Origin of the sequence: Actinoallomurus rhizosphaericola (assembly GCF_024055675.1) — a bacterium.
Taxonomy (GTDB): Bacteria; Actinomycetota; Actinomycetes; order Streptosporangiales; family Streptosporangiaceae; genus Actinoallomurus; species Actinoallomurus soli.
On the sequence record NZ_JAMXMW010000027.1, the window covers coordinates 1 to 23205 of the forward strand.

Consider the following 23205-nt stretch of genomic DNA (forward strand, 5'->3'; position numbering starts at 1 on the left):
GATCCGCTCCCACAGGCTGTCCCGCACGATCCACGGAGGCTGCTCGCCCTTCTTCACGGAAGATGATCAAAGCTGCCCGGCAGCCACCGTGGGACCAAAGTGATCATTTTGTTAGGACCTCTAAGCCCGATAGATCCGCAATTCGCCGGTATCAGTGGGCGCCACCCACGCCCCCGGCTTCTCCAGGTCCAGTACGTCCATCTCTCACCCGATCTCCCGATGACCTGTCGCGATTAGCTGACAGTTTGTCAACGGTTCACTACGGTGAGTATGTATCCGGGAACATTGAAACGGTCAGGAGAGCCGCGATGGGCACTGCGGACAGCATCAACCCCGACGCATCTCTTTGGCACTGGCTCGCCTTCGACCTGCGGCGATACCGTCAGGCCCGGAAGCAGTCGGTCACCGAGGTCGGACGCATCATGGGCGTTGCACGCACGAGCGTTTCGAACTTCGAGGCCATGCGTCGGCGGCCCGATGTGGATCACTTGAAACGCCTCGACGCGACCTGGCGTACGGGCGGCCACTTCCTACGGCTCCTGACATTCGCCCGGCTCAACCATGACCCGAACTGGTTCAAAGAGCACCTGTTCTATGAGGCGCGCGCCTACATGCTGCGCGTCTTCGAGCCGCTGGTCATTCCCGGCCTTCTCCAAACGGAGGACTACGCGCGCACGGTCCTCATGGCAGAGGACGCCGAAGACATCGCCGCTGACCTACAGGTCCGTTTCGCGCGTCAAGAGATTCTGAATCGCAAGAACCCGCCCCGGGTTCACGTACTACTCGATGAAGGCGTCATCGATCGTCAGGTGGGCGGACCCGGCATCATGCGCGACCAACTGGCCCACCTGCTGACGATTTCTGAGCCTGGAGGCCCGGTGACCCTTCGCGTGGTACCTCGCAGCGCCGGTTATCACCGTGGGCTCATGGGAGCCTTCAAAATCATGACCTGCGACCCCGAAGGCGACATCGCTTACACGGAGGCGGCCGAGGGAGGAAGGCTCGTGCTGGACGGTGCGGGCGTCAAGCGATTCGTTGTACGGTTCGACGAGATTGGGGCGGATGCCCTGTCACGGTCGGCATCCCGAGAGCTGATCAAGCGAGTCATGGAGGAGATCGGATGATCGACTTCCGCAAATCGACGTACAGCGGCGGATCCAACACGGACTGCGTCGAGGTCGCGGCCGGTAGCCGCGACGAGATCGAATGAGCCTGACCTTCGCGCTGAGCCCCCGCCTCGGCGGGGGCTTCGTCGTTCGAGGCTAGATCGGCGGGATCGGCGGCGGCGCGGGCGGTCGCGCGGTTACTATTCGATCATGGTTCACCATGATCGGTGCGGGGTTGCGGCCGGTGGGTGACAGGACGGGCGATCCCGCCGCGGACGCGTTGGCCGATCTCGATCCCACGACACCGAACGTCGCACGGATGTACGACTTCTTCCTCGGTGGCAAGGACAACTTCCGCGCCGACCGCCAGGCCGCCGCGAAGGTCGCGGAGGTCCTCCCGGACGTCGCCGCGGTGGCGCGAACGAACCGGGAGTTCCTCCAGCGGGCCGTCCGGTACGTCGCCGAAGCCGGCGTCGACCAGTTCCTCGATCTCGGATCCGGCCTGCCGACCCAGGGCAACGTCCACGAGATCGCGCGGGCCGTCCACCCGCACGCCCGTGTCGTCTACGTGGACCACGACCCGGTCGTGGTGGCCCACGGGCAGGCACTGTTGTCGTCCGACGAGCGCACCGCCACCGTACGCGCCGACCTGCGCGATCCGGAGGCCGTCCTGAACGACCCCCGCACCCGGCGGCTCATCGACTTCGACCGTCCGGTCGGGCTGCTGATCGTCGCCGTGCTGCACTTCGTCCCCGACGAAGAGGACCCCGCCGGTCTCGTACGGCGATACCGGGACGTCCTTGCGCCCGGCAGCCACGTCATCCTCTCCCACGCCGCCATCGAGGAACAGCGCAACCTGGACGTCTCGACCGCCTACCGCGGCGCGAACGCCCGCTTCATCGCACGGACCCGTGACCAGGTCGCCGCGTTCCTCGACGGGATGGACGTCATCGAACCCGGCGTGGTCCACCTGCGCGAGTGGCGGCCCACCCGCGTCGAGAAGCCGCTGACGGCCGGCTGGACGGCGGTCGCGCGCACGCGCTGACCGCCGTCGCTTCGCCGGTACGGGTCGTCATGAGGCGGGCTCGTCCGGCGCGGGCGAGCCGCCGCCCGATCGGCCGGTCCCGGCCGGGGCGGGGCCGAGTGCCCGGGGGAGGCCGAAGAGGTCGAACAGGTCCGGGTCGCGGAACGCGACGATCCGCGTGATCCCCGCCTCGTGGGCGGAGAGGACCATCACCGCGTGTGGGTGATGGACACCGTCCGGGCCGCGCCGGTACAGGGCGACCGCGGGTTGCCCGTTGGCCGCGGTCGGCACCGTACGGAACAGGCTCGGCTCGGTCAGGACCCGGGAGGCGAAGAACCGCCCGATGGACTCGCGGCCGGCGAACCAGGTCGGCGTGGGCGGCATCTCCAGGACGGCGTCCTCGGTCAGCAGCCCGATCAGGGCGGTGACGTCGGCGTTCTCGAACGCCGTGGCATAGCGATCCAGCAGTTCGCGCCGGCGGGCGTCGGAGGTCTCGCTCGTCCGGTCCTCGTACGGCGCCGCCTGGTCCAGCTGGGCGCGGGCGCGCTGCAGGAGGCTCTTGACCGCCGGGACGGAGACGCCGAGCAGGTCGGCGACCTCCGTCGCGCGCAGCGCCAGCACCTCGCGCAGGATGAGGACGGCGCGCTGGCGCGGGGGCAGGTACTGCAGGGCGGCGATCAGGGCGAGCCGCAGGCTCGACCGCGCCGCCACGATGGCGGCGGGATCCTCGGAGCCGGTGTCGGCCGCCCGGTCGGGGAAGGGCTGGAGCCACGTCACCTCCGGCGGTGGCGCCATCGGGCCCTCGGGGTCCTCGGCGGGACCGCCCAGGCCCGAGGGCAGTGGCCGGCGCTTGCGGTTCTCCAACGCGGTGAGGCACGCGTTGGTCGCGATCCGGTACAGCCAGGTCCGCAGCGACGACCGGCCTTCGAACGTCTCGTGCGCACGCCACGCCCGCAGGTAGATCTCCTGGACCAGGTCCTCGGCGTCGTGGATCGAGCCGAGCATCCGGTAGCAGTAGGCCAGGAGCTCCTGGCGGTACGGGGAGGTCAGCCGCGCGAAGACGTCGGGGCCATCGCTCAGGCCACCGACGTCGACGCGGGCGTCGGTCGTCTGCGTCACCGCCCGGCACCGGCCCGGGCGAACTCGACGATCTGCGCGTAGTTCCCGTCCGGGTCCTCCACCGTCGCGATCAGGCCCGGGCCGAACTCCTCGACCGGGCGGATCCACCGCGTGCCGTCCATCGCCTTCAGACGGGCGACGACTGCCTCGATGTCCTCGACATAGAAGTTGATCAGGATCCGGCCGGGCTCCCGTGCGCTCTTCTCCAAATCGTCACGCCGGTCGAAGATCAGCCGATTGCCGCCCACCATCAGGACGGTCCCCGGCTCGGCCGACGGCACGAACACCGCGCGGTACCAGGCACTCAGCCGGTCCGGGTCGTCACCGCCCAGGACCAGGCCGCCCAGCCGGATCTCCGTCTTCTCCGTCATCATCGCTCCTTCTCCCTGATGTTCCCTCAGACCTATCGACTTGGCGATCCGCCGAAAGGAATCGGTGGGGCCCGGCGGTCAGCGGCTCGGCGTGAGGGCCGGTGCGGCGGGCTCCGGGGCCGGGGTGATCCGGCGGCCCGGGATGGCCAGCGCCGCGACCCCGAACGCCCCGCCCAGTTGCCGCCCGGTGTTGAACACGCCGCTGGCCATGCCGATCTGCTCGGGCGCGACCGCGTTGAGGACGGCGGCCTGCGCCGCGGGCATCGCCATGCTCACGCCGGCCCCCGCGATGAGCATCGGCGCGATCAGCTGCCAGTACGGGACGGACGGCGTCGCGATGAGGCCGAGCCACCCCATCATGCTCGGCGAACCTGTCCGGGCAACACGCCTGAACGAGAGATTAGGACGTCCTCGGCACCTTCGGTCCTCCCAAATGTCAGCGACGGGCTCTGCCGATAGGAGCGAAATAGGCAACATTGCCGATGTCTCGTTCGACTACGGCGATGCCAGACTTGCCCACGCTTCTCACCCTGCTCGCACTAGTCGGCCATCCGAGTCGGCTTCTCAGCAGGAATCCGGCGAGCGTCAAGAACAAGGAGGACTCATGCGACGAAGTGTTCTTGCGAAACTGGGCATTGCCGGCGGCGTGGCCGCTGCAGCGGCGGCGCTCTCCCTCTCGGGCGCAACAGCCGCTTCCGCGGACGTCAGCCGGCTCTACCCGACCTTTGCGTCGTACACAGAGTGCGTATACACCGGTAACACCTGGGCTCAGATGGGCCTGCTATACGGGTACTCCTGCATCCCGGCTTCCTGGGACAACAGCAAGTACGAGCTGCACTCCTGGTGAACTGATGGTGCTCGCGCCCTTCGAGCTGCGGTGATGCCGCGCCCACCTGAGAAGGGCGCTCCTTGAGCAGCATGGTCGGGATCGGGGAGATCCCGACCATGCTGCTCAAGGGGCACTTTTCGCCCGCGTCCGTCTACGTGGACAACGGCCCGGTCCTGGTGTCCCAAGAAGCGCCGGCGCGATGACCGCACCGCACATCGACCCGCTGCCGGACGAAGAGCCGCTGCGGGCCTCGGTCAGAAGCCGGCCGTGATCCGGGTGAAGTCCCAGTCGTTCTGGGAGATGCCGCTGCAGGTCGACTGCACTCCCCCGCCGGGGCAGGAGTGGTCGCGGTTGACCGCCCAGTACGCGAGGCGGTTCAGGCCCTTGGACACCGCCCAGTCGCGGATCTGGGTCCAGGTCGCCGTCGAGGTGGTCTCCTGCTGGTCGGACAGGCCGTTCATGCCGGAGATCCCCATGTGGGCGTAGGCCTGGGCGTCGCTCCAGCCCCACGCGTTCTTGAGGTCGGTCTTCAGCCCCTCGGCCGCGTTGACGGTGCTCTGGTACATGTCCGATCCGCCGCCGAAGTCGAACGGCATGATCGTGTAGCTGTCGATCGGCACGTTCAGCGCCTTCGACTGGTTGATGAGCCTGACGCCGTCGGCGCCGGGGCCGGACGTGGTCGTGCCGAACGTCACGGCGATCTTGACGTTCGGGTTGTTCTGCTTGACGATCTTCAGGCCGCCGAGGATGCGGTCCTGCACCGTGTAGTTCGAGAACTCGTCGGTGTTCTCGATGTCGAAGTCGACCACGGCCGGGCCGACCGCGTTGATGACCTGCTGGACCGCTCCGGCGTACGCCGAGGAGGACGAGCAGTTCGGGCCGAGCTTGTTGCCCTGCCAGCCGCCGAAGGAGACCTCGACGCTGCCGCCGGCGTTCTTGATGGCCGAGATCGCCTGGGCGTCGACGCCGCCGGTGAGCGGCCTGGAGCCGTCCCACGCGGGCGTGCATCCGCCGCTGGAGAGCACGAACGCCATGGTGAAGGACTTGACGCCGGTCGCGCTCATGACCGTGGCGGGGTCGGGCGGGTTGCCCCAGCCCATGTAGAGGTACGGGGCTCCGGGCATCCGTCCGGAGCCGGGCGAGGTGCTCGTCCCGGGCAGCGTCCACTTCTGGTTCGCGCTGCCGGCGCAGTCCCAGATCTGCAGCGGAGTGCCGTCGGCCGAGCTGGGACCGGTGGCGTCGAGGCACTTGCCGAGGGCGCGGAGGCTGCCGTCGGAGGCGGCGGTCCACGACTGGGCCGCCGTTCCGTTGCAGTCGTAGAGCTGGACCTTGGTGCCGTTGGCGCTGTTGGCCGCGGCGACGTCGAGACACTTACCGAGGGCGCGGATCGTGCCGTCGGTCCCGACCGTCCACTGCTGCGCGTTGGTGCCGTTGCAGGTGTAGAGCTGGATCTGGGTGCCGTTGGCGCTGTTGGCGGCGGCGACGTCGACGCACTTGCCGCCGTACCCGGTGATCTGCCCGGTGGCGGCCCAGGCGGGAGAGGCGGCGGCGACGATCGGCGGCAGCGCGAGCACCGCGGCGCCGGCCAGCAGGCGGAGCCGGAGACGGGAGAAGCGTTCCTGATTCATGGCGGGGGTCCTCTCAGGAATGATCAGAGCTTCGACCAAGACTCGAAATAAGAGGGCGGACCGAACCTCCTCCCTGCCATCGCCTCCGAGAGGCCGGAACGACCTCAAAGAGTAGGAAGGTTTCCTAAAAGATTCCGGGCCGAATATAACCCGACGGAGCGCGTCGCCGTCAAGAGTGCCGTCCGGCACCGTCTCCTGGCAGGATTGAGCGATGGTTGCCGGACCCCCGCGATCGGAAGTGGCGGTGCCCGCACACGTGACGGCCCTCGCGGCGGGCCGGCCGGTGCGCGCCGTGTGGGAGAACGAACTGGGCGGGCTGACCTTCGAGGTCGGCGCCGACTCGGACCGGTGCTTCGTCAAGTGGGCTCCCCCGGACAGCGGGCTCGCGCTCGACCTCGACCACGAGGCCGTCCGGCTGTCCTGGGCGGTGCCGTTCACTCCGGTGCCGCGCGTGCTCGACCAGGGCGCCGACGATGAGGGGTCCTGGCTCGTCACCGCCGCGCTGCCCGGCCAGAGCGCCGTCTCCGACCGGTGGAAGGCCGAGCCCCGTACGGCCGTGACGGCCGTCGGCGAGGGCCTGCGGGCGCTGCACGAGGCGCTTCCCGTCGCCGACTGCCCGTTCTCCTGGGCGGCCGAGGACCGGCTCGCCATCGCACGCCGACGCGCCGCGCAGGGCCTGCTCGACCCGTCCAAGTGGGACCCGGCGCACCGCTCGCTGGGCGTCGACGGAGCGCTCGCACTCGCCGCGGACATCCCGCCGCACGACCGGCTCGTCGTCTGTCACGGCGACGCCTGCGCGCCCAACACCCTGATCGGCGCAGACGGGCACTGGTCGGCCCATGTCGACCTCGGCCGGCTCGGCCTCGCCGACCGATGGGCCGATCTCACCGTCGCCGCCTGGAGCACCGAGTGGAACTACGGCCCCGGCTGGGAGGGCCTCCTCCTCGACGCGTACGGCGTCCGTCCCGACCCCGACCGGATCCGCTACTACCGCCTCCTGTGGGATCTCGGCGCCTGACCTCACGTACGGCGTTAGCCCGCGTGCTCACCGGGTACCGCAGCCGACCATGAGCAAACCCGACTCGATCTCCCGTCCGGTGTCCGCGGTCCTCGGCCTGGCCGGCGGCCTGATCGCCGGAGCGCTGTTCAAGCAGACCTGGAAGCTCGTCTCCGGCCAGGACGACGCCCCCGACGCCGGGGACGTGGAGCGCGGCTGGGTCGAGGTCCTGGCCGCCGCCGCGCTGCAGGGCGCGATCGTCGGCGGCGTCAAGGCCGCTCTCAACCACGGCTACCTCGTCCGCCGCCACGCCGGCCGAGGGGGTTCGTGAGCGCGGGAGCGGCAGGCCATTCGAGTCGGCCGTTGATGACGCGGGTCGCGGCCTGTTTGAGACGGTTGAGTACCGGAAGAATCTCGACATGGATGACGCCGGTCAGGGGACCGACATCACCGGTCACGTAGTGGAACAGTTCATGCGAGTTACGGCAGGTGACTGCCGCGGCGATGTTCGCCGACCCGGTGATTGCGGCGACCCAACTGGTCTGGGGATGACGTGACAGCGCCTCGCCGACGTCGCCGATCAGGCTGGGTGCGACCTGGATGAGAAGGGTCGCCGATGCTGTATGCCCGAAATGCTCCAGCAGCACGTCGACGTCCACATCAACGGACCCGTTGTCGATGAGGCTGCGCAGGTGCGCCGCGACGCGTGAAACCGGCCAACCGAGTGCGCGGCTCAGAGCAGCGGCCGTGGCGCGTCCATCGAGGGCCAGCTCGCGCAGCAGTATCCGGTCCTCGCTGGGTGCTGAGTCGTAGGTGACCGCCCTCGGCTGTGCTTCTCGTCCGTCGAGGAGCCGCCGCTGTTCGGCCTCGGTCAGCGGACGGTCGAAACCCGACCATTCGGCGGGTCCGCCCGAATAGGAGTGCAGCACCGAGTACGCCGCGAACGACAGGACCGCTGAAGTGTTCGAGAGCTTCGGCAGAACCCCGGTGCCGCATGCGGCGTCGGCCGGCAGGGTGGTGGTGCACATCAGCTCCGCGCCGCCGGAGTGCAGGGCGACCCATGCGACGTCCTCACGTGCGGCGAGCACGGCCCCGAGCTCGGCAGCCGCATCGGGACGACACTGCAGCCGGAGCAGCCACAGCCGTTGATCGGCCCGTACCGAGGTCTCGCGGACCAGCACTCGCAGTACCCCGGCCTGCTTCATCGCCCGGTAACGGCGGGCGGCGGTCTGCTCGGAAACGCCGACCACCTCAGCGATGCGTCGCATCGGGGCACGGCCGTCGATCATGAGACATTGGAGGATCCGCTGGTCCATCACGTCCATTGCTGGAAGTTTATGGCCTACGCGCGGCGTACAGGGAAGTTTCGTACAGGGCGAGCGCGAACGGTGGCACTCCCACTGTGGGCTGCGAAGACTAGAGGCATGCCACTGCTCAACCACCACATCGTCTGGTCCCGGGACGCACAGGTCTCCGCCGACTTCCTCACCCAGCTGATGGGTCTCGACCCTCCCGTGAAGCTCGGCCATTTCGTCATGGTCCGCGTGGCCCCCGACATCACGTTCGACTTCATGAGCACCGACCGCGAGATCATGGCTCAGCACTACGCCTTCCTGGTCACCGAGGAAGAGTTCGACGTGATCTTCACCCGCGTCCAAGAGCGCGGGCTCACCTACTGGTCGGATCCCGGACACCACGACGAGGGCGGTATCAACCGGCTTGATGACGGCCGTGGCGTGTACTTCAACGACCCCAGCGGTCATGAGCTCGAAATCATCACTCGCCCCTACGGCAGCGGCGGGCTCGAGGCGGAACACCCGAACCCGCTGCTCATCGAGGAACTGGCCGAGAGCGGAACCCTGCCGAGGAGCACATCATGCTGACCACCGACCACCCACACGCCAAGCTGTTCGAGCGAATCTACGGTCCGACGAAGGATGGCGAGGGTCCCGCCTTGCTCGACGAAGCGATCACGGAACCCTTCGTCGCGCACACTGCCGGGCACGGGCCCATCGGCGGCACCTTCGTCGGCTTGGACGCGTTCAAGGGTCACATCGGGCTTCTACGGGAGCTCAGCGGCGGAACGCTGCGACGCACCTCCATCGAGTACTGCGCCGACGACCAGTGGGCCGTCGTCGAACAAACGATGACCGCCTCCCGCAACGGTCGGGACCTGGAGATGAAGGTTGCCGGTTTCTGGCGTTTCAGCGGACCGGGCCAACTCGCTGAGCACTGGGAGGCGGTGTCCGACGAGGCTGCCTGGGACGCGTTCTGGAACACGCCCGCGTCGTGAGGGGCTTGAAAGTCCAGGCGCCGCGGGTCGTCGACGTACGCTGACCGCCTGAAACCGAGAGAGCCCAGGTCGGCCCGGTGCGGGCCGACCTGGGCGTCGTGGTCAGCGCAGGTCGAACCGGTCGAGGTTCATGACCTTGTCCCAGGCCGCGACGAAGTCCGTCACGAACTTCTCCTTCGCGTCGTCGCTCGCGTAGACCTCGGCGACCGCGCGCAGCTCGGAGTTGGCGCCGAAGACCAGGTCGACACGGCTGGCGGTCCACTTGACCTCGCCCGAGGCGTCGCGCCCCTCGTAGGTCTCGGACTCCTCCGACACCGGCTTCCACACCGTGCCCATGTCGAGCAGGTTCACGAAGAAGTCGTTGGTCAGCGTCCCGGGGCGGTCGGTGAAGACGCCCAGGGAGGACCCCTGGTGGTTGGCGCCCAGCACGCGCAGACCACCGACGAGGACCGTCATCTCGGGCGCGCTCAGCGTGAGCAGGTTCGCCCGGTCGATCAGGAGGAACTCGCCGGGCAGCATGTTGCCCTTCATGAGGTAGTTGCGGAACCCGTCGTGCGACGGCTCCATCACCTCGAACGACTCGACGTCGGTCTCCTCCTGCGACGCGTCGGTGCGTCCCGGGGTGAAGGGCACCACGATGTCGTGGCCGGCGTCCTTCGCGGCCTTCTCGACGGCCGCGCATCCACCGAGCACGATCAGGTCGGCCAGGGAGATCCGCTTACCACCGGTCTGCTCGGCGTTGAACGCCTCCTGGACCTGCTCCAGGGTGCGCAGCACGGTCGTCAGCTCGTTGGGGTTGTTGACCTCCCAGTTCTTCTGCGGCTCCAGCCGGATGCGCGCGCCGTTGGCGCCGCCGCGCTTGTCGGTGCCGCGGAACGACGCGGCCGACGCCCACGCGGTCGTGACCAGCTGAGAGATCGACAGACCGGAGTCCAGGAGCCGGGCCTTGAGGGCGGCGATGTCATCGGCGTCGACCAGCTCGTGGTCGACCGGCGGGATCGGGTCCTGCCAGATCAGCGTCTCGGCCGGCACCTCCGGGCCGAGGTAGCGCGCCTTCGGGCCCATGTCGCGGTGGGTCAGCTTGAACCAGGCGCGGGCGAACGCGTCCGCGAACTCGTCGGGGTTCTCCATGAAGCGCCGCGAGATCGGCTCGTAGATCGGGTCGAAGCGCAGCGAGAGGTCGGTCGTGAGCATCCCCGGGGCGCGGTTCAGCGTGCCGTCCTCGGGGTCGGGCACGGTGTTGGCTCCGGCGCCGTCCTTCGGCCGCCACTGCTTGGCGCCGGACGGGCTCTCGGTCAGCTCCCACTCGTTACCGAAGAGCACCTCGAAGAAGCTGTTGTCCCACGTGGTCGGGGTGGGCGTCCAGGTGACCTCGAGACCGCTCGTGTGGGAGTCGCGGCCCTTGCCGGTGCCGTAGGAGTTCTTCCAGCCGAGACCCTGGTCCTCCAGCGGGGCGCCCTCGGGCTCGGGCCCGATGGCGTCGGCCGGGGCCGCGCCGTGCGTCTTGCCGAAGGTGTGGCCACCGGCGATCAGGGCGACGGTCTCCTCGTCGTTCATCCCCATGCGGCCGAACGTCTCGCGGATGTCGCGCGCCGCGGCGACCGGGTCCGGGTTGCCGTTCGGGCCCTCGGGGTTGACGTAGATGAGGCCCATCTGCACCGCGGCCAGGGGCTTCTCCAGGTCGCGCTCACCGCTGTAGCGCTCGTCGTCCAGCCAGGCGGTCTCGGGGCCCCAGAAGACGTCCTCGTCCGCCTCCCAGGCGTCCTCGCGGCCACCGCCGAAGCCGAAGGTCTTCAGGCCCATCGTCTCCAGGGCTACGTTGCCGGCCAGGATCATCAGGTCGGCCCACGAAATCTTCCGGCCGTACTTCTGCTTGACGGGCCACAGCACACGGCGGGCCTTGTCGAGGCTCGCGTTGTCCGGCCAGCTGTTGAGGGGCGCGAAGCGCTGCTGGCCCGCCCCGGCGCCACCCCGGCCGTCACTGACGCGGTAGGTGCCCGCGCTGTGCCACGCCATGCGGATGATCAGCGGCCCGTAGTTGCCGAAGTCGGCCGGCCACCAGTCCTGCGAGTCCGTGAGCACCCGCGCGATGTCCTGCTTCACGGCGGCGAGGTCAAGGCTCTTGAACTCCGCGGCGTAGTCGAAGTCCTCACCGAAGGGGTTGGCCATCGGCGGGTTCTTGACCAGCAGCTTCAGGTTCAGCCGATCCGGCCACCAGCCGCGGTTGCCGCCACCCTGGGTCGGGTGCAGGGCCCGGGTACGGCCGTGCGCGACCGGGCAGCCGCCTTCGCCCTCCGTCTTGGCGTCCGCGGTGATCGCGTCTTCGTTCTCAGGCATGGGAGTCCTCCCGGACAGATCACGGTGTTCAGGAACTGCGAGCGGTGGAACAGCCGGGGCACAGGCCCCAGAAAACGACCTCGGCCTCGTCGATCGAGAAGCCGTGGTCCTCGGACGGGACCAGGCACGGCGCCTCGCCGACCGCGCACTCCACGTCGGCGACGACACCGCACGACCGGCACACCACGTGGTGGTGGTTGTCCCCGACGCGTCCCTCGAACCGGGCCGGGCTGCCGGCCGGCTCGATGCGGCGTACGAGTCCCGCCGCGGTGAGCGCGTGGAGGCCCTCGTACACGGCTTGGAGGGAGACGTGGCCGACGCGGTCGCGCACTCCGGACGCGATCGCTTCGACGCCGAGGTGGTCACCGGCCCGTACGGTCTCGAGCAGTGCGACGCGAGCGGCCGTCACCCGCAGGCCGACTCCGCGCAGCTCATCGGCGGCGGTCGGAGTCTGGGATGCGGTCATGGGGATCAACTTACAGCCACAAACACGAACGATTCAAGAGAGCAAATCATTAAAGTTCCTGAGCACGCCGTGATCGAAGAGGTGTCACCAGGGGACCACTCCCTCGTCCTCGAAGAAGCCGCCGGTCGGGCCGTCGTCGGGCAGGGTCGCGAGCCGGATCGCGATCGCCGCGCCCTGCTCGGGGGTTCGGACGCCGCGGTGGCCGTTGAGGTCGGTCGCGCAGTAGCCGGGGCAGGCGACGTTGATCAGGATGTTCGTGTCGCGCAGCTCCTTGGCGTACTGGACGGTGACGGCGTTGAGGAACGTCTTCGACGGCGGGTACGCGACGGCGATCGGACCCGTCTTGAGCGGGTCGTCCGTGTCGGACTGCCGGGTGAGGGAGCCGACGCTGCTGGACATGTTCACGATCCGCGGCGACGCCGAGCGGCGCAGCAGCGGCAGCATCGCGTTGGTGACGCGGATGACGCCGATCACGTTGGTCTCCACGACCGTCCGCACGGTCGCGGGATCGACCCTGGTGGGCTCCTGCGGCATGCCCCCGGTCACGGCGGCGTTGTTGACGAGCACGTCGAGCCGGCCGGCGCGCCCCTCGATCAACCCGGCGGCGGCGGCCACGCTCGCGTCGTCGGTCACGTCGAGCGGAACGCCGAACGCGTCGACGCCCGCCGCGCGCAGTTTCTCCACGGCGGCCTCACGGCGCCGGTCGTCCCGCGCGCCGACGCCGACGCTCCAGCCGAGGGCGCCCAGGCCGGCCGCGATCTCGTACCCGATCCCCTTGTTCGCGCCGGTGACCAGCGCGATCGTCTGTTCGCTCATGCGTCCCATCCTGCGCGCGCCCCCGGCGGCACCTCCAACACCGTTCGGGTAGGGGGCGATACCGCGCGGGTATCGTTCCAGGAACACCGGCTCCCTCCGGGTGCCGGACTCGGGCGGCGCCGTACGAGCGGGCCCGCCGGTACCGTGGCGGCATGGAGACGCGGGAGCTGCGGTACTTCATCGCCGTCGCCGAGGAGCTGCACTTCGGGCGCGCCGCGGAGCGGCTCGGGATCGCGCAGCCGCCGCTGTCCCGGGCGATCCAGCGGCTCGAACGACGGCTCGGGGCGAAGCTGCTCGAACGCACCAGCCGCGCCGTCACGCTCACCGAGGCCGGGTCGGTACTCCTGCGCGAGGGCCGGGCGGCCCTCGACGCGGTCGACGCCGCCGACCGCCGGACCCGCCGCGCCGCCCTGGCCGCGACCGGCCGGCCCGGTCTGGTCCTCGTCACGAAGGCCGGAGCCACCACCGAACTGCTGTCGAAACTGCTCGACGCGTACGCCGCCGAACCCGGCGCGGTCGCCGTCGACGTGATTCTGTGCGGACCGGGCGAGCAGGAACGGGTGCTGCGGGACGGACGGGCCGACGTGGCGCTGCTGCACCTGCCGTTCGACTCGATCGCCGGCTTCGACGCCGAGGAGCTGCGCACGGAGACGCAGGTCGTGGTCCTGCCGGCCGGGCACGCCCTCACCGAGCGGGCCCACCTGCGCATGGCCGACGTCACCGCCCTGCCCGGCCTGCCGATGCCGCGCTGGCCCCGCCTCGACGGCACGTACCCGGACGGCCCCGGTCCGGAGGTCCGGGACCATGCGCAGCTGTTGCAGCTGATCACGCTCGGCCGGGCCATGGCGGTCCTGCCGGAGTCGGCCCGCGTCCACCTGGGCGAGGGTCTCGCCGCCGTGCCGGTGCTGGACGCGCCGGCGGTGACGACCGTGATCGCGTGGCCGCCGCACAGCCGGTCCCTGGCGCTCGCCGGGCTGATCCGCGCCGCGACCCGCCTCTGAGGCCGGCCCGCCGATCCGCGTCGCGGCTCGCCTCTGAGGGCGGCCTGAACCGATCCGCCGGAGATGACGTCTTAGGTCTGCCTTGAGTGATGGGGCAGCCGTTACGATCTTCCGAACCTCGACGCCTCTGGGGAGTGGGTCACTGTGCAACCCCCGCAGCCGCCGCAGCCGCCCTACGGTGGCCAGCCGCCGATGTACGGGCCGCCACCCGGCCCACCCGGGCCGCCGATGCCGCCCGGGCCGCCGGGCTGGGGGCCGCCGCCCCCGAGGCGGCCGAACAACAACGGCGCGGCGGTCGTCATCGTCATCGTCGCGGCCCTCGTGCTGCTGGTCGGCGGCGGCGCCGTCCTGGTGTGGGGCTTCGGGGTCGGCGTCGAGCAGGCGAAGCGGGCGGCCGCGGCGCCCACGCTCCCCGACCTCCCGACGCCGCCCACCTACAGCCCGCCGTCGATGCCGAGCTACAGCCCGCCGCCGCTGCCCAGCTTCCCGCCGGACACCCCGTCCGACCCGTACACACCGCCGACGCTGCACTACGGGGCCATCGCCGTGGCGCCCGACGGCAGTGTCGGCAAATCCTGGGACTACTCGTCGGCGTCCGCCGCCAAACGGCGCGCGCTGAACGAGTGCCCCCGGTCCGGCTGCAAGGTCCTCACGACCTTCGTCAACAGCTGCGGCGCCGTCGCGTACAACTCCCGCACCAACAGGTACTGGGGCGGGCAGGGCGCCACGAGGACCGCGGCCGAGAAGGACGCCATCTCGAACGCGGGCGGCGGCCACTGGATCACCTGGGTGTGCACCACGCGACCCTGACGAGCGACAAGTCTCTTCATGAGAGTCCACTTGCATGAAGGTGCCTTCGATGGCTACCTTTGTGCGAGCAAGCTCTCATGAAGGGAAGTAACTCTCATGGCTATGACCACTACCGCCACCCGCACCCTCGACCTGGGGAACGGACTGAAGGTCACCATCGACGAGCGCGGCGACGCCGCCGGATCCCCCGGCACCGGCGTGCTGCTCCTGCACGGCGGCGCCGGACCGCGGTCGGTGGCCGGGCTGGCGGCCGCGCTCTCCGAGCGGACCTACGTGGTGACCCCGACCCATCCGGGCTTCGACGGCACCCCTCGGGTGCCGTGGCTCGACTCGGCCGCCGACCTCGCCGACGCCTACCTGGACCTGCTCGAAGAGCTCGGCCTGGAGACGGTGACGGTGATCGGGAACTCCATGGGCGGCTGGGTCGCGTCCGAGATGGCGCTGCGCGACATCGGCGGAAGAGTCGAGGCGCTGGTGCTGCTCAACGCGACCGGCATCCGCCCCGACGACGGGACCCAGGTCACCGACATCCGCGGCCTGGCACCGGCGGAGATCGGCCGGCTGGCGTTCCACGACCCGGCCCACCGCCCCGACCCCGCCGCACTGAGCGAGGAGGAGCGCGCGGCGTCGGCCGCGAATCAGCAGGCCCTCGCGCTGTACTCGGGCGAGCACTTCCTGTTCGGGCCGAAGCTGCGCCGTCGCCTGCACCGCGTCACCGTGCCGGCGCTGGTCGTCTGGGGCGAGGAGGACGGCATCCTCACCGCCGAGTACGGCCGCGCCTACGCGGCCGCCTTCCCGAACGGCCGCTACCACCCCATCCCGGAGGCCGGGCACTTCCCCCACATCGAGCGGCCGGACACGGTGCTGAACGCCATCGGGGACTTCGCCGGCGCCGCGGCCGGGCCCGGCGTCGCCTGACGGGTCCCGCCCGGCGGCGTCAGGCGAACTCGGTGGTCACGACGGTGTCGTAACGCTCCATCACCTCGGCGGTGGCCTGCTCCGTCATCGCCTGCCCGCCCGCGGCGGCGTCGCGCAGGTCCCTGAAGTACTGCACGTACAGGTCCGGGGTGAACGTGTTGACCATGACGAGCGGCTCATCGCCCGGGTTGGCGAAGGTGTGCGGAGCACCGGGCGGCACCATCACCAGCGTGCCCGCCGGCGCGTCGTGCTCGGTCGTCCCCACCGTGAACCGCGCGGTGCCCGACACCACGTAGAACCCCTCGTCGTGCCGCGCGTGCCGGTGCTGCGGCGGGCCGGCGCTGTGCGGGGCGAGCGTGATCTCCGCCATCCCCAGCCGGTGCCCGGTCGTACGGCCGTCCTCCAGGATGCGGACCCGGGCAGGGCCCAGGTCGACGACCTCGCCGGCCTCCGGGCCGACCACGGAGACGTCGTTCATCGTCGGCTCCTTCATGAGAGTGCGTTCGCGTGACCATAGTAGACTCCCACCAAAGAAGGCCCGGCGAGGAAAGGCGGAAACCCGTGCCAGCGCAGAAGACGGCGGGCCGCGTCAACCAGAAGCTCCGTACGCGCAATGCGATCGTCCGAGCCGCGGCCGAGCTGAGCAGCACGGGCCGCGAGGTCACCATGCCCGAGATCGCCAAGGCGGCGCTGGTCTCCGAGGCCACGGCCTACCGCTACTTCCCCGACCTCGCCAGCCTGCTGAGCGAGGCCATCGCCGACCAGTTGCCCGGCCCGGCCGAGGCGCTCGCACCGGTGGCCGACTCGGACGACCCGGTGGCGCGCGTCGCCGCCGTCACCGAGTTCCTGCTACGGCACGTCCTGAGCCGGCAGGGCGTGGTCCGGGCCCTGATCGCCGCGACGATCACCGGGTCCGGCACGCCGCACCCCCGCCCCGGCCTGCGGTTCGGCCTGATCGACGGCGCCCTCGCTCCGCTGGACGACACCCTCGGCGCCACCGACCCCGCGGCCCTGGCGCAACTCAAGCGCGACCTGGCGGTCGTCGTGAGCGCCGAGGCCCTGTTCAGCCTCACCGACCTCCAGGGCCTCGACCCCGAGGAGGCCATCGCCAGCATCGTCCACACGGCGACGACCCTCACCCGCGCCGCCGTGTCCCCGAACTCCTCCCGGTAGGTCGGCCCGCGGCGGCGACGGCGCCGGCTCGACCGGCGGCCGGACCGGCCGTCACCCGCCGACGGCCTGCGCGTCCCCGGTGCCGGGGATCAACCGGAACACCGGATGGCGCTCGGCCTCGGCGACGAACCGCTCGTCGGGCGAGTCGAGTGTGACGTCGAAGTACGCCCGGGTGACCGGGACCTCCCGCAGGTACTGCCGAAGGACCGGAACGCCGTCCTCGGGTGCCACCTCGGCGACGCGCAGGGTCTCCCGGTAACGTCCGCGGGCGATCTGGACCTCCCCCGCGGCACGGGCGTTGTGCACCCAGTTGGTGATGCCGTACGCGGCCACCAGCCACCGTTGGTCGCCGTTCCGCATCACGTCGACCGGGATCGAGTAGGGCGCACCCGTCTTCCTGCCCCGCACGGTCAGGATGTGCCGGTAGTCCTTGCCCAGCCCGAGGCGGGTCATCACCCGGAACACGAGATTGACGAGCCTCGCGCCCGCTCCGACACGGTAGGTCTTGGCCATACGCTCCCGCCCTCGTGAAGTACGCGAACGCGATCCTACGGTCAGGGGCGCTCGGGTCGTAATCCACACCGGAGCCGTATCCCTAGGCGACCGCCTAGTAATCGTTGCGAAGCCGAGACGAAAATTGAAGGAACCAAACTTCGCCCGCAGTCGTCTAATGGTGATTGGCCATTAGAGAGGGCGTGCCGTACGCCCGGCGACCACCGAACCCAATCGTCTCCCGAGCCAATTAATTAGTGGCATTACCGCGCCGCGGTAGGTAAAGTCTTAAACCGCAACGGTGAAAGAGCGGACCGGCTTGGCGGCTTCGCGCTCCGCACCATTCCCGCTAGGTGGCCTGGTGGCGGATGCACGCTCCGCGCTCTCTTCACAACCACACGGTTGTTTCCTGGAGGAGCGCATGACCCTCGACTTCCTGCGTGTCCGGAACCGGCGCGTGCGCCGGCAGTGGGCGACGCTCGACGGCACCCGCGATGGTGCCGCCCCGGAGGAGAACCTCGACGGGGTCAAGGACCCCGACTTCCTCGCGCTCGGCATGGGCGCGACGAACATGATGGCGATGCTGTGGTCGCTGGCCCTCGGCCGGCGGGTCGTGGGCGTGGAGATGCGCGGCGACCCCTCGCTGGGCGTCCACTGGAACATCCGCGAGGACCTGTTCCACCACTGGGGCCTCATCGACAAGCTCATGCTGGAGCGCTACGGCGAGGAGAACCTCCCGCACCGCGGTGACGGCCGCCTCTTCAGCCTCGCGGAGTGCTTCTACGACCCGACCACCGCCGCCGGCGCGGTCACCGCCGACGAGGTGGTGACGGGCTTCCTCGACACGCTCATCGGCGAGCCGTCGCACATCGGCGGCCGTATCTTCCACACCGAGTTCATCGACGACCGTTACAAGGACGGCAAGCCCAACCGGGTCGTCACCGTCCTGCAGCCCCCGGAGCCGCCGAGCGAGCCCGACCTGTCCAAGGTGGGCCGTACCGCCCTGGAGGCGCTGGAGGGCCCGTCGACGTTCCAGTGCGCGGCGTCCGAGGTCATGGTGCTCATGCGCCGCTACCTCGAAATGATCGAGCAGATGGACCTCGAGCGCGGGGTCACGCCGCGGGTGCGCCTGTTCACCTCGCACCGGGTCGTGTCGACCGGCACCGACGAGGATGCCGGCTACCTCAGCTGGCTGCGGCGCGAGGAGGGCTTCGTCGACTGCCCCGACGGGCGCAAGCGTATCCAGATCGAGGCCGTGCGCGAGCTGGACTACAACGGCAAGTTCCGCCGGGTCCGGGTGCCGGGCAGCAAGGTCATCGACCTCGGCGTACCGAAGCTGTTCATGATCGCGCAGGGGTTCAACAGCACCGACGCGGAGCGGCTCGGGTTCAAGCAGGAGGACGTCAAGGTCGATCACCACGACGGCCGTGGCCCCACCGTCGCCCAGGCCGACTACCTCGCCGGGCTGCTGGAGATCCTCGTCGACGGGCGGCTGCGCCGCCGTATCGCCTCGGAGTTCGACAAGGAGGGCAACGAGTACTGGGTCCGCCAGATCGCCGTCGGCCACCAGGACGACGCCGAGGTCGGCTGGATCCTGGTGCAGGTGCCCGACTACAAGACCTTCGACCCGATCCTGGCCGGCATCGTGGCGCCGGGCACGCACAAGAAGTCCAAGGAGTACCGCGCCGGCGTCCAGCAGCTCATGCGCGAGTTCTACCTGGAGCAGGTCTCGCTGATCATCGAGATGCCCGTCGAGGAGCTGGAGAAGGTCCAGATGCCGTACGGGCCGAAGCTGTTCAGCCTCGTGGAGAGGGCCGGCGTCGACGCCCGGGTGGCGGTCAACGGCGTCGTCGGCGGTGACACCTTCGGCAACGGGCACTTCCTCACCAGCGGCGGCGCCATCACCGGCATGGTGGGGCACGCCTACCGGGTGCTGAAGTACTGGGAGGCGATCGACGCCGGCGTCGAGCACGACGTGGCGATGCGGCAGCTCGCCGACGGCATCAAGCAGGACACCGACTGGTGGTTCCAGGTCAGCGCCCAGGAGTTCAGCCAGGCCGTGCCGATCAACTTCGGTGCCGAGCGCATCGCCAAGATCGAGGCCGCGGCCGGCGGCGACTCGATGGCGCGTGCGACCACCATCGACGCCACCCGCCGGCACCGCCACTCGCTGGTGCCGCTGGACCCGTCCGACTGGCGGCGGCTGCTCGTGCGCAGTGGCCGCATGCACGCCCTGGCGCTGCCGCCGATCCCGGAGACCCATCCCGACCTGCGCGGCCCGGACATGATGCCCGCCGACGGGATGGCCGGCGACGCCATGCCCGGCGACGCGATGCCGGCCGACGCGATGCCGGCCGGGATGACCGACATGGAGGTCATGGGTCGATGAAGCTCGGGCAACCGAAGGGCGACTCGTTCGGCAGCCTGGCCGAGACCGTCCAGCCCCGCCGGCTCATCGTCGGCCGCTACCGCACCCTGCGGGAACGTCAGCTGGCGCTGCTCGTCGTCTGCGCGGGCGCGCTCGCCATCGTCATCGACACCTCCGTGGTGAACGTCGCCCTGCCGTTCCTCGGCAAGGACCTGCGGTTCTCCGCCTCGGACCTGTCCTGGGTGGTCAACGCCTACGTCATCCCGTTCGGCGGCCTGCAACTGTTCGCCGGACGCCTCGGCGACCTCATCGGGCCGAAACGGCTGTTCATCGGCGGCATCGCGCTGTTCACCGCGGCGTCGCTGGCCTGCGGGCTGGCGCAGACCCGCGAGATGCTGATCGCCGCCCGGTTCGCGCAGGGCGTCGGCGGGGCGCTCGCCGCGGCGGTCGTGCTGAGCATCGTCGTGGCGATGTTCCCCAAGCCGGGCGAGCAGGCCAAGGCGATCGGGATGTACTCGCTGATCTCCTCGGTCGGCGCCGCCCTCGGCCTCGTCGTCGGGGCCGCCATGACCGAGGCGATCGACTGGCACTGGGTGTTCTTCATCAACCTGCCGATCGGCGTGCTGGCCATCGTGCTCGGCCTGCGGCTGCTCGACGACGAGCGGGAGGCGGGCGAGCGCGGCATCGACGCGATCGGCGCCGTGCTCATCACCGCCTGCCTCATGCTCGCCGTGTACACGATCGTGCAGAGCTCCGGCCCGGGTGGCAGCGCCACCCGCACCTGGGTGCTGGCCGGCGTCTCGGTGCTGCTGCTCGCGGCGTTCGTCGTACGGCAGGCCACGGCCCGCAACCCGCTGGTCCCGCTGGGGATCTTCCGGGCGCGCAACGTGTCGGCGGCCAACCTGGTCCAGGCGCTCATGGTCGCCGGGATGAGCGGCATGTTCTTCCTCGGGGCGCTCTACCTCCAGCAGGTGCTCCGCCTCAGCGTGCTCGAGGTCGGCTTCGCGTTCGTGCCGACCGCCACCCTGGTGGCGATCTGCTCGATCAAGGTCGCGCCGAAGCTCATGAAGAAGGTCGACGCGCGCACCGTGCTGCTGCCCGGCCTGCTGTGCATCACGGCGGGCCTGCTGCTGCTCAGCCTGGCTCCGGCCGACGGCGACTACTTCACCGACGTGCTGCCGGCCATGCTGCTGCTCGGCGTCGGCGCCGGCATCGGCTACCCGTCGGCGCTCACCATCGTGCTCGTCGACGCGACGACCAGCGACCGTGGCCTGCGCTCCGGTCTGGTCAACACCACCCAGCAGATCGGCCCGGCGATCGGGCTGGCGATCCTGGCCACCGTGGCGGCGAACCGCACGGGCTCGCTGACGGGCCACGGGCACACCGTCGCCGAGGCGCTCACCTCCGGGTACCACCTGGCGTTCCTCGTCGGCGCCGGCTTCGCGGCGGCCGGCATCGTCCTGACCCTGCTCCTGGTCAAGCCCGCCGTGCCGCGCAGCGCGCCGAACGTGCTCGACGCCACGCGCACCCGGCAGGCCAACGAGCTGGAGTACGTGGGCGTCACCGACCCCGACTTCCTGACCCTCGGCATGGGCGGCACCGGCATGATGGCGATGCTGTGGTCGGTCGCCATGGGCCGCCGTGCCGTCGGCGTGGAGCTGCGCGGCTCGCCGTACGTCTCGGTCATGCGCTGGACGGTGTCCGAGGACGTCTACCACCACCTCGCCCTGATCGACCAGATGATGCTGGAGCGGTACGGCGAGGAGGGCGTCCCGCGTCGCGGCGACGGGGTGCTGCTCAAGCTGGCCGACTGCTTCTACACGCCGTACACGGACCCGGGCTCGGTGCGCGGCGACGAGATCGTCACCGGCTTCGCCGCCGACTCGCACATCGGCGGTGTCGCCCGTCACCACGAGCACATCGACGACCGGTGGCGCGACGGCCGGCCGCACCGCGAGGTGTCGATGCCGGAGCAGATCAACCCGCCCACGGCGGTCGACCCGGCGCTGCAGGGCCGCCCGATACGGGAGGTGCTCGACAGCCCGTCGAGCTTCCAGGTCGGCGCCGAGGAGCTGCTGGTGGTGCTGCGCCGCTACCTCGAGGGCATCGAGGCGATGGACCTGGCGCGCGGTGTGCCGCCGCGGGTGCGCATCCTGTCCTACCACCGGGCGGTCGCGCCGGCCGAGAGGGGCGAGCGGTCGGGCTGGCGGCGCGTGCTGCCGCGGCGGCGGGTGCGTGACGAGGAGCCCTTCGTCGCCGGACCCGACGGCCGGGTCCGCATCCGGGTCGAGGCGGTGCGCGAGCTGGACTACAAGGGCAGCTTCCGCCGGGTCCGGGTCCCCAACAGCGAGATCGTGGACCTCGGCACCCCGCGCCTGTTCATGATCGCGCAGGGAGCGGACAGCCGTGACGCCCGCCGGCTCGGTTTCGAGCAGCGGCCCGTGCTCATCGACCACGGCGACGGGCGCGGCCCGGTTCCGGCCGAGAGCGACTACCTGGCCGGCAACGTCGACATCTACCTCGGTGACCGCATCCGGCACCGGGTGGCCTCCGACTTCGACGCCGACGGCAACGAGTACTGGGTGCGCCAGGTCGCCATCGGGCACGAGGGCGACGCCCAGATCGGCTGGGTCCTCGCCGAGGTGCCGGAGTACGTGACCTTCGACCCGATCCTGGCCGGGCTGGTCCCGCCGGGCACGCCGAAGGGGTCCAAGCGGTTCTTCGCCGGGCACCAGTTCCTGCTCCGGAAGTACTTCCTCGACCAGATCTCGCTCATCACCGAGATCCCGCGCGACGAGATGGAGCGGAACCAGCTGTCGTACGGGCCGAAGCTGTTCACCATCACCGAGCGGGTCGGGCAGGACGCCCTCGTCGCGCCCAACGGCGTGGTGGCGGGCGACTCGTTCGGCAACGGCCACTTCCTGCACAGCGGCGGGGTCATCACCGGACTCGTCGGGCACGCCTGGCGGGTGCTGCGCTACTGGCAGGCCGTCGACGCCGGGACCGACGAGCGTACGGCGATCCGGCGGCTGGCCGACGAGATCAAGGCCGACACGGACGACTGGGTGGCGCACAGCGCCCCGCTGTTCGCCCGGCCGGCGCCGACGGCCACGGTCACGCAGCCGCAGGAGATGGAGCGTCAGCGGGCCCTCGCCGAGGCCACCCGGTACCGCCGCTCCATCGTGCCGCAGAACTACCCGGACGAGTGGAGCCGGATCCAGCTGCGCACCGGCCGGATCTACGCGTTCAACCTGCCGGCGATCGACCCGGTCCCGCCCGCGCTGCGCGAGACCGGGGCGGACGCCATGACGGCGGACGCCATGACGGCTCCCGGCATGGAGGCGGACCGCATGGCCGACGCCACCACGATGTGACCCAGGCCGGCGGCGGGCCTTGCGTCCGCCGCCGGTCCCACCGCCCGCGGCCGCCCGGCCGCGGGCGGCCGCGCGAACAGGGG

Annotated in this window: 25 protein-coding genes; 15 read left to right on the forward strand and 10 right to left on the reverse strand. The window is 70.3% G+C overall.

What is annotated here, in order from left to right:
* The first annotated feature begins 308 nt into the window (after nt 1-308).
* From NE234_RS39700 to NE234_RS39710, 3 genes are all read left to right on the forward strand, one after another.
* Nucleotides 309-1124, forward strand: a complete 816-nt coding sequence (locus NE234_RS39700; RefSeq protein ID WP_252786237.1) for a helix-turn-helix domain-containing protein — start codon at nt 309-311, stop codon at nt 1122-1124.
* Nucleotides 1121-1210: a DUF397 domain-containing protein gene (locus NE234_RS39705; protein WP_252786238.1), complete on the forward strand. Its 90-nt coding sequence runs from the start codon at nt 1121-1123 to the stop codon at nt 1208-1210. Before NE234_RS39700 ends, NE234_RS39705 begins: the two co-directional genes overlap by 4 nt.
* Nucleotides 1211-1350: 140 nt before the next feature.
* Nucleotides 1351-2151: an SAM-dependent methyltransferase gene (locus NE234_RS39710; RefSeq protein ID WP_252786240.1), complete on the forward strand. Its 801-nt coding sequence runs from the start codon at nt 1351-1353 to the stop codon at nt 2149-2151.
* 27 nt (nt 2152-2178) lie between these two features.
* On the opposite strand, the gene NE234_RS39715 is transcribed toward NE234_RS39710, so the two are convergent.
* From NE234_RS39715 to NE234_RS39725, 3 genes are all read right to left on the reverse strand, one after another.
* Nucleotides 2179-3249 carry a sigma-70 family RNA polymerase sigma factor gene (locus NE234_RS39715; RefSeq protein WP_406567132.1) on the reverse strand — a complete coding sequence of 357 codons (1071 nt, stop codon included), beginning with the start codon at nt 3247-3249 and terminating at the stop codon, nt 2179-2181.
* The gene (locus tag NE234_RS39720) at nt 3246-3620 is read right to left on the reverse strand and encodes a VOC family protein (RefSeq protein ID WP_252786241.1); all 375 of its coding nucleotides are present in this window, start codon (nt 3618-3620) and stop codon (nt 3246-3248) included. The genes NE234_RS39715 and NE234_RS39720 overlap by 4 nt, the downstream gene beginning before the upstream one ends.
* Nucleotides 3621-3698: 78 nt before the next feature.
* The gene (locus tag NE234_RS39725; RefSeq protein WP_256530160.1) at nt 3699-4097 is read right to left on the reverse strand and encodes an MFS transporter; all 399 of its coding nucleotides are present in this window, start codon (nt 4095-4097) and stop codon (nt 3699-3701) included.
* Nucleotides 4098-4224: 127 nt separating this feature from the next.
* Here NE234_RS39725 and NE234_RS39730 point away from each other — a divergent pair, with 127 nt between their 5' ends.
* Nucleotides 4225-4467, forward strand: coding sequence for a hypothetical protein (locus tag NE234_RS39730; RefSeq protein ID WP_252786245.1), 243 nt, complete (start codon nt 4225-4227; stop codon nt 4465-4467).
* Nucleotides 4468-4529: 62 nt separating this feature from the next.
* Entirely contained in the window at nt 4530-4652 is a 123-nt protein-coding gene (locus NE234_RS44875) for a hypothetical protein (protein WP_256530161.1), read from the forward strand.
* A gap of 51 nt (nt 4653-4703) precedes the next feature.
* On the opposite strand, the gene NE234_RS39735 is transcribed toward NE234_RS44875, so the two are convergent.
* Nucleotides 4704-6077: a ricin-type beta-trefoil lectin domain protein gene (locus NE234_RS39735; protein WP_252786247.1), complete on the reverse strand. Its 1374-nt coding sequence runs from the start codon at nt 6075-6077 to the stop codon at nt 4704-4706.
* A gap of 244 nt (nt 6078-6321) precedes the next feature.
* On the opposite strand from NE234_RS39735, the gene NE234_RS39740 reads away from it, so the two are divergent.
* Together NE234_RS39740 and NE234_RS39745 are read left to right on the forward strand one after the other, a co-directional pair.
* Nucleotides 6322-7095, forward strand: a complete 774-nt coding sequence (locus NE234_RS39740; RefSeq protein WP_252786248.1) for a phosphotransferase — start codon at nt 6322-6324, stop codon at nt 7093-7095.
* Between the two features lie 49 nt (nt 7096-7144).
* A complete protein-coding gene (locus tag NE234_RS39745; protein ID WP_252786251.1) occupies nt 7145-7405 on the forward strand; it encodes a DUF4235 domain-containing protein in 261 nt (86 codons plus the stop codon).
* Here the strand turns inward: NE234_RS39745 and NE234_RS39750 are convergent.
* On the reverse strand, nt 7356-8399 hold the full coding sequence (locus NE234_RS39750; protein WP_252786254.1) for an Lrp/AsnC family transcriptional regulator: 1044 nt from the start codon (nt 8397-8399) through the stop codon (nt 7356-7358). The two genes, NE234_RS39745 and NE234_RS39750, sit on opposite strands and share 50 nt — an antisense overlap.
* A 99-nt stretch (nt 8400-8498) precedes the next feature.
* Between NE234_RS39750 and NE234_RS39755 the strand changes: the two genes are divergently transcribed.
* Both NE234_RS39755 and NE234_RS39760 read left to right on the forward strand, forming a co-directional pair.
* Nucleotides 8499-8957 carry a VOC family protein gene (locus tag NE234_RS39755; protein ID WP_252786255.1) on the forward strand — a complete coding sequence of 153 codons (459 nt, stop codon included), beginning with the start codon at nt 8499-8501 and terminating at the stop codon, nt 8955-8957.
* Nucleotides 8951-9367: a nuclear transport factor 2 family protein gene (locus tag NE234_RS39760; protein ID WP_252786257.1), complete on the forward strand. Its 417-nt coding sequence runs from the start codon at nt 8951-8953 to the stop codon at nt 9365-9367. The genes NE234_RS39755 and NE234_RS39760 overlap by 7 nt, the downstream gene beginning before the upstream one ends.
* A 102-nt stretch (nt 9368-9469) precedes the next feature.
* Here the strand turns inward: NE234_RS39760 and katG are convergent, their stop codons facing one another.
* The 3 genes from katG to NE234_RS39775 all read right to left on the reverse strand — a co-directional run bounded on the left by katG (nt 9470) and on the right by NE234_RS39775 (nt 12986).
* Nucleotides 9470-11704 carry a catalase/peroxidase HPI gene (gene katG / locus NE234_RS39765; protein ID WP_252786259.1) on the reverse strand — a complete coding sequence of 745 codons (2235 nt, stop codon included), beginning with the start codon at nt 11702-11704 and terminating at the stop codon, nt 9470-9472.
* A 28-nt stretch (nt 11705-11732) separates the two neighbouring features.
* On the reverse strand, nt 11733-12170 hold the full coding sequence (locus NE234_RS39770; RefSeq protein ID WP_252786261.1) for a Fur family transcriptional regulator: 438 nt from the start codon (nt 12168-12170) through the stop codon (nt 11733-11735).
* Between the two features lie 84 nt (nt 12171-12254).
* Complete coding sequence (locus tag NE234_RS39775) at nt 12255-12986, reverse strand: SDR family oxidoreductase (protein WP_252786262.1); 732 nt, start codon at nt 12984-12986, stop codon at nt 12255-12257.
* 152 nt (nt 12987-13138) lie between these two features.
* Here NE234_RS39775 and NE234_RS39780 point away from each other — a divergent pair, with 152 nt between their 5' ends.
* From NE234_RS39780 to NE234_RS39790, 3 genes are all read left to right on the forward strand, one after another.
* Nucleotides 13139-13987 (forward strand): LysR family transcriptional regulator, encoded by an 849-nt coding sequence (locus NE234_RS39780; RefSeq protein WP_252786264.1) that lies wholly within the window; start codon nt 13139-13141, stop codon nt 13985-13987.
* A 144-nt stretch (nt 13988-14131) separates the two neighbouring features.
* Nucleotides 14132-14797, forward strand: coding sequence for a DUF4189 domain-containing protein (locus tag NE234_RS45680; protein ID WP_308206988.1), 666 nt, complete (start codon nt 14132-14134; stop codon nt 14795-14797).
* Nucleotides 14798-14899: 102 nt separating this feature from the next.
* On the forward strand, nt 14900-15715 hold the full coding sequence (locus NE234_RS39790; protein ID WP_252786266.1) for an alpha/beta fold hydrolase: 816 nt from the start codon (nt 14900-14902) through the stop codon (nt 15713-15715).
* Nucleotides 15716-15734: 19 nt separating this feature from the next.
* Here NE234_RS39790 and NE234_RS39795 read toward each other — a convergent pair whose 3' ends face one another.
* Entirely contained in the window at nt 15735-16193 is a 459-nt protein-coding gene (locus NE234_RS39795) for a cupin domain-containing protein (RefSeq protein WP_252786267.1), read from the reverse strand.
* 83 nt (nt 16194-16276) lie between these two features.
* On the opposite strand from NE234_RS39795, the gene NE234_RS39800 reads away from it, so the two are divergent.
* Nucleotides 16277-16888, forward strand: a complete 612-nt coding sequence (locus NE234_RS39800) for a TetR/AcrR family transcriptional regulator (RefSeq protein WP_252786269.1) — start codon at nt 16277-16279, stop codon at nt 16886-16888.
* A 51-nt stretch (nt 16889-16939) separates the two neighbouring features.
* Here the strand turns inward: NE234_RS39800 and NE234_RS39805 are convergent, their stop codons facing one another.
* Complete coding sequence (locus tag NE234_RS39805) at nt 16940-17401, reverse strand: nitroreductase family deazaflavin-dependent oxidoreductase (RefSeq protein ID WP_252786270.1); 462 nt, start codon at nt 17399-17401, stop codon at nt 16940-16942.
* Nucleotides 17402-17801: 400 nt separating this feature from the next.
* Between NE234_RS39805 and NE234_RS39810 the strand changes: the two genes are divergently transcribed.
* Entirely contained in the window at nt 17802-19769 is a 1968-nt protein-coding gene (locus tag NE234_RS39810; protein WP_252786272.1) for a hypothetical protein, read from the forward strand.
* The gene (locus tag NE234_RS39815; protein ID WP_252786274.1) at nt 19766-23122 is read left to right on the forward strand and encodes an MFS transporter; all 3357 of its coding nucleotides are present in this window, start codon (nt 19766-19768) and stop codon (nt 23120-23122) included. Before NE234_RS39810 ends, NE234_RS39815 begins: the two co-directional genes overlap by 4 nt.
* Nucleotides 23123-23205: the final 83 nt, after the last annotated feature.

Excerpts from the sequence above, each read along its gene's own strand:
- NE234_RS39755 (WP_252786255.1), top strand. The coding sequence starts at position 8,499 with ATGCCACTGCTCAACCACCACATCGTCTGGTCCCGGGACGCACAGGTC.
- NE234_RS39810 (WP_252786272.1), top strand. The coding sequence starts at position 17,802 with ATGACCCTCGACTTCCTGCGTGTCCGGAACCGGCGCGTGCGCCGGCAG.
- NE234_RS39770 (WP_252786261.1), bottom strand. The coding sequence starts at position 12,170 with ATGACCGCATCCCAGACTCCGACCGCCGCCGATGAGCTGCGCGGAGTC.
- NE234_RS39805 (WP_252786270.1), bottom strand. The coding sequence starts at position 17,401 with ATGGCCAAGACCTACCGTGTCGGAGCGGGCGCGAGGCTCGTCAATCTC.
- NE234_RS39760 (WP_252786257.1), top strand. The coding sequence starts at position 8,951 with ATGCTGACCACCGACCACCCACACGCCAAGCTGTTCGAGCGAATCTAC.
- NE234_RS39735 (WP_252786247.1), bottom strand. The coding sequence starts at position 6,077 with ATGAATCAGGAACGCTTCTCCCGTCTCCGGCTCCGCCTGCTGGCCGGC.
- NE234_RS39775 (WP_252786262.1), bottom strand. The coding sequence starts at position 12,986 with ATGAGCGAACAGACGATCGCGCTGGTCACCGGCGCGAACAAGGGGATC.
- NE234_RS39745 (WP_252786251.1), top strand. The coding sequence starts at position 7,145 with ATGAGCAAACCCGACTCGATCTCCCGTCCGGTGTCCGCGGTCCTCGGC.
- NE234_RS39705 (WP_252786238.1), top strand. The coding sequence starts at position 1,121 with ATGATCGACTTCCGCAAATCGACGTACAGCGGCGGATCCAACACGGAC.
- NE234_RS39725 (WP_256530160.1), bottom strand. The coding sequence starts at position 4,097 with ATGTTGCCTATTTCGCTCCTATCGGCAGAGCCCGTCGCTGACATTTGG.
- katG (WP_252786259.1), bottom strand. The coding sequence starts at position 11,704 with ATGCCTGAGAACGAAGACGCGATCACCGCGGACGCCAAGACGGAGGGC.
- NE234_RS39730 (WP_252786245.1), top strand. The coding sequence starts at position 4,225 with ATGCGACGAAGTGTTCTTGCGAAACTGGGCATTGCCGGCGGCGTGGCC.
- NE234_RS39790 (WP_252786266.1), top strand. The coding sequence starts at position 14,900 with ATGACCACTACCGCCACCCGCACCCTCGACCTGGGGAACGGACTGAAG.
- NE234_RS39815 (WP_252786274.1), top strand. The coding sequence starts at position 19,766 with ATGAAGCTCGGGCAACCGAAGGGCGACTCGTTCGGCAGCCTGGCCGAG.
- NE234_RS39700 (WP_252786237.1), top strand. The coding sequence starts at position 309 with ATGGGCACTGCGGACAGCATCAACCCCGACGCATCTCTTTGGCACTGG.
- NE234_RS39750 (WP_252786254.1), bottom strand. The coding sequence starts at position 8,399 with ATGGACGTGATGGACCAGCGGATCCTCCAATGTCTCATGATCGACGGC.
- NE234_RS39795 (WP_252786267.1), bottom strand. The coding sequence starts at position 16,193 with ATGAACGACGTCTCCGTGGTCGGCCCGGAGGCCGGCGAGGTCGTCGAC.
- NE234_RS39720 (WP_252786241.1), bottom strand. The coding sequence starts at position 3,620 with ATGACGGAGAAGACGGAGATCCGGCTGGGCGGCCTGGTCCTGGGCGGT.
- NE234_RS39780 (WP_252786264.1), top strand. The coding sequence starts at position 13,139 with ATGGAGACGCGGGAGCTGCGGTACTTCATCGCCGTCGCCGAGGAGCTG.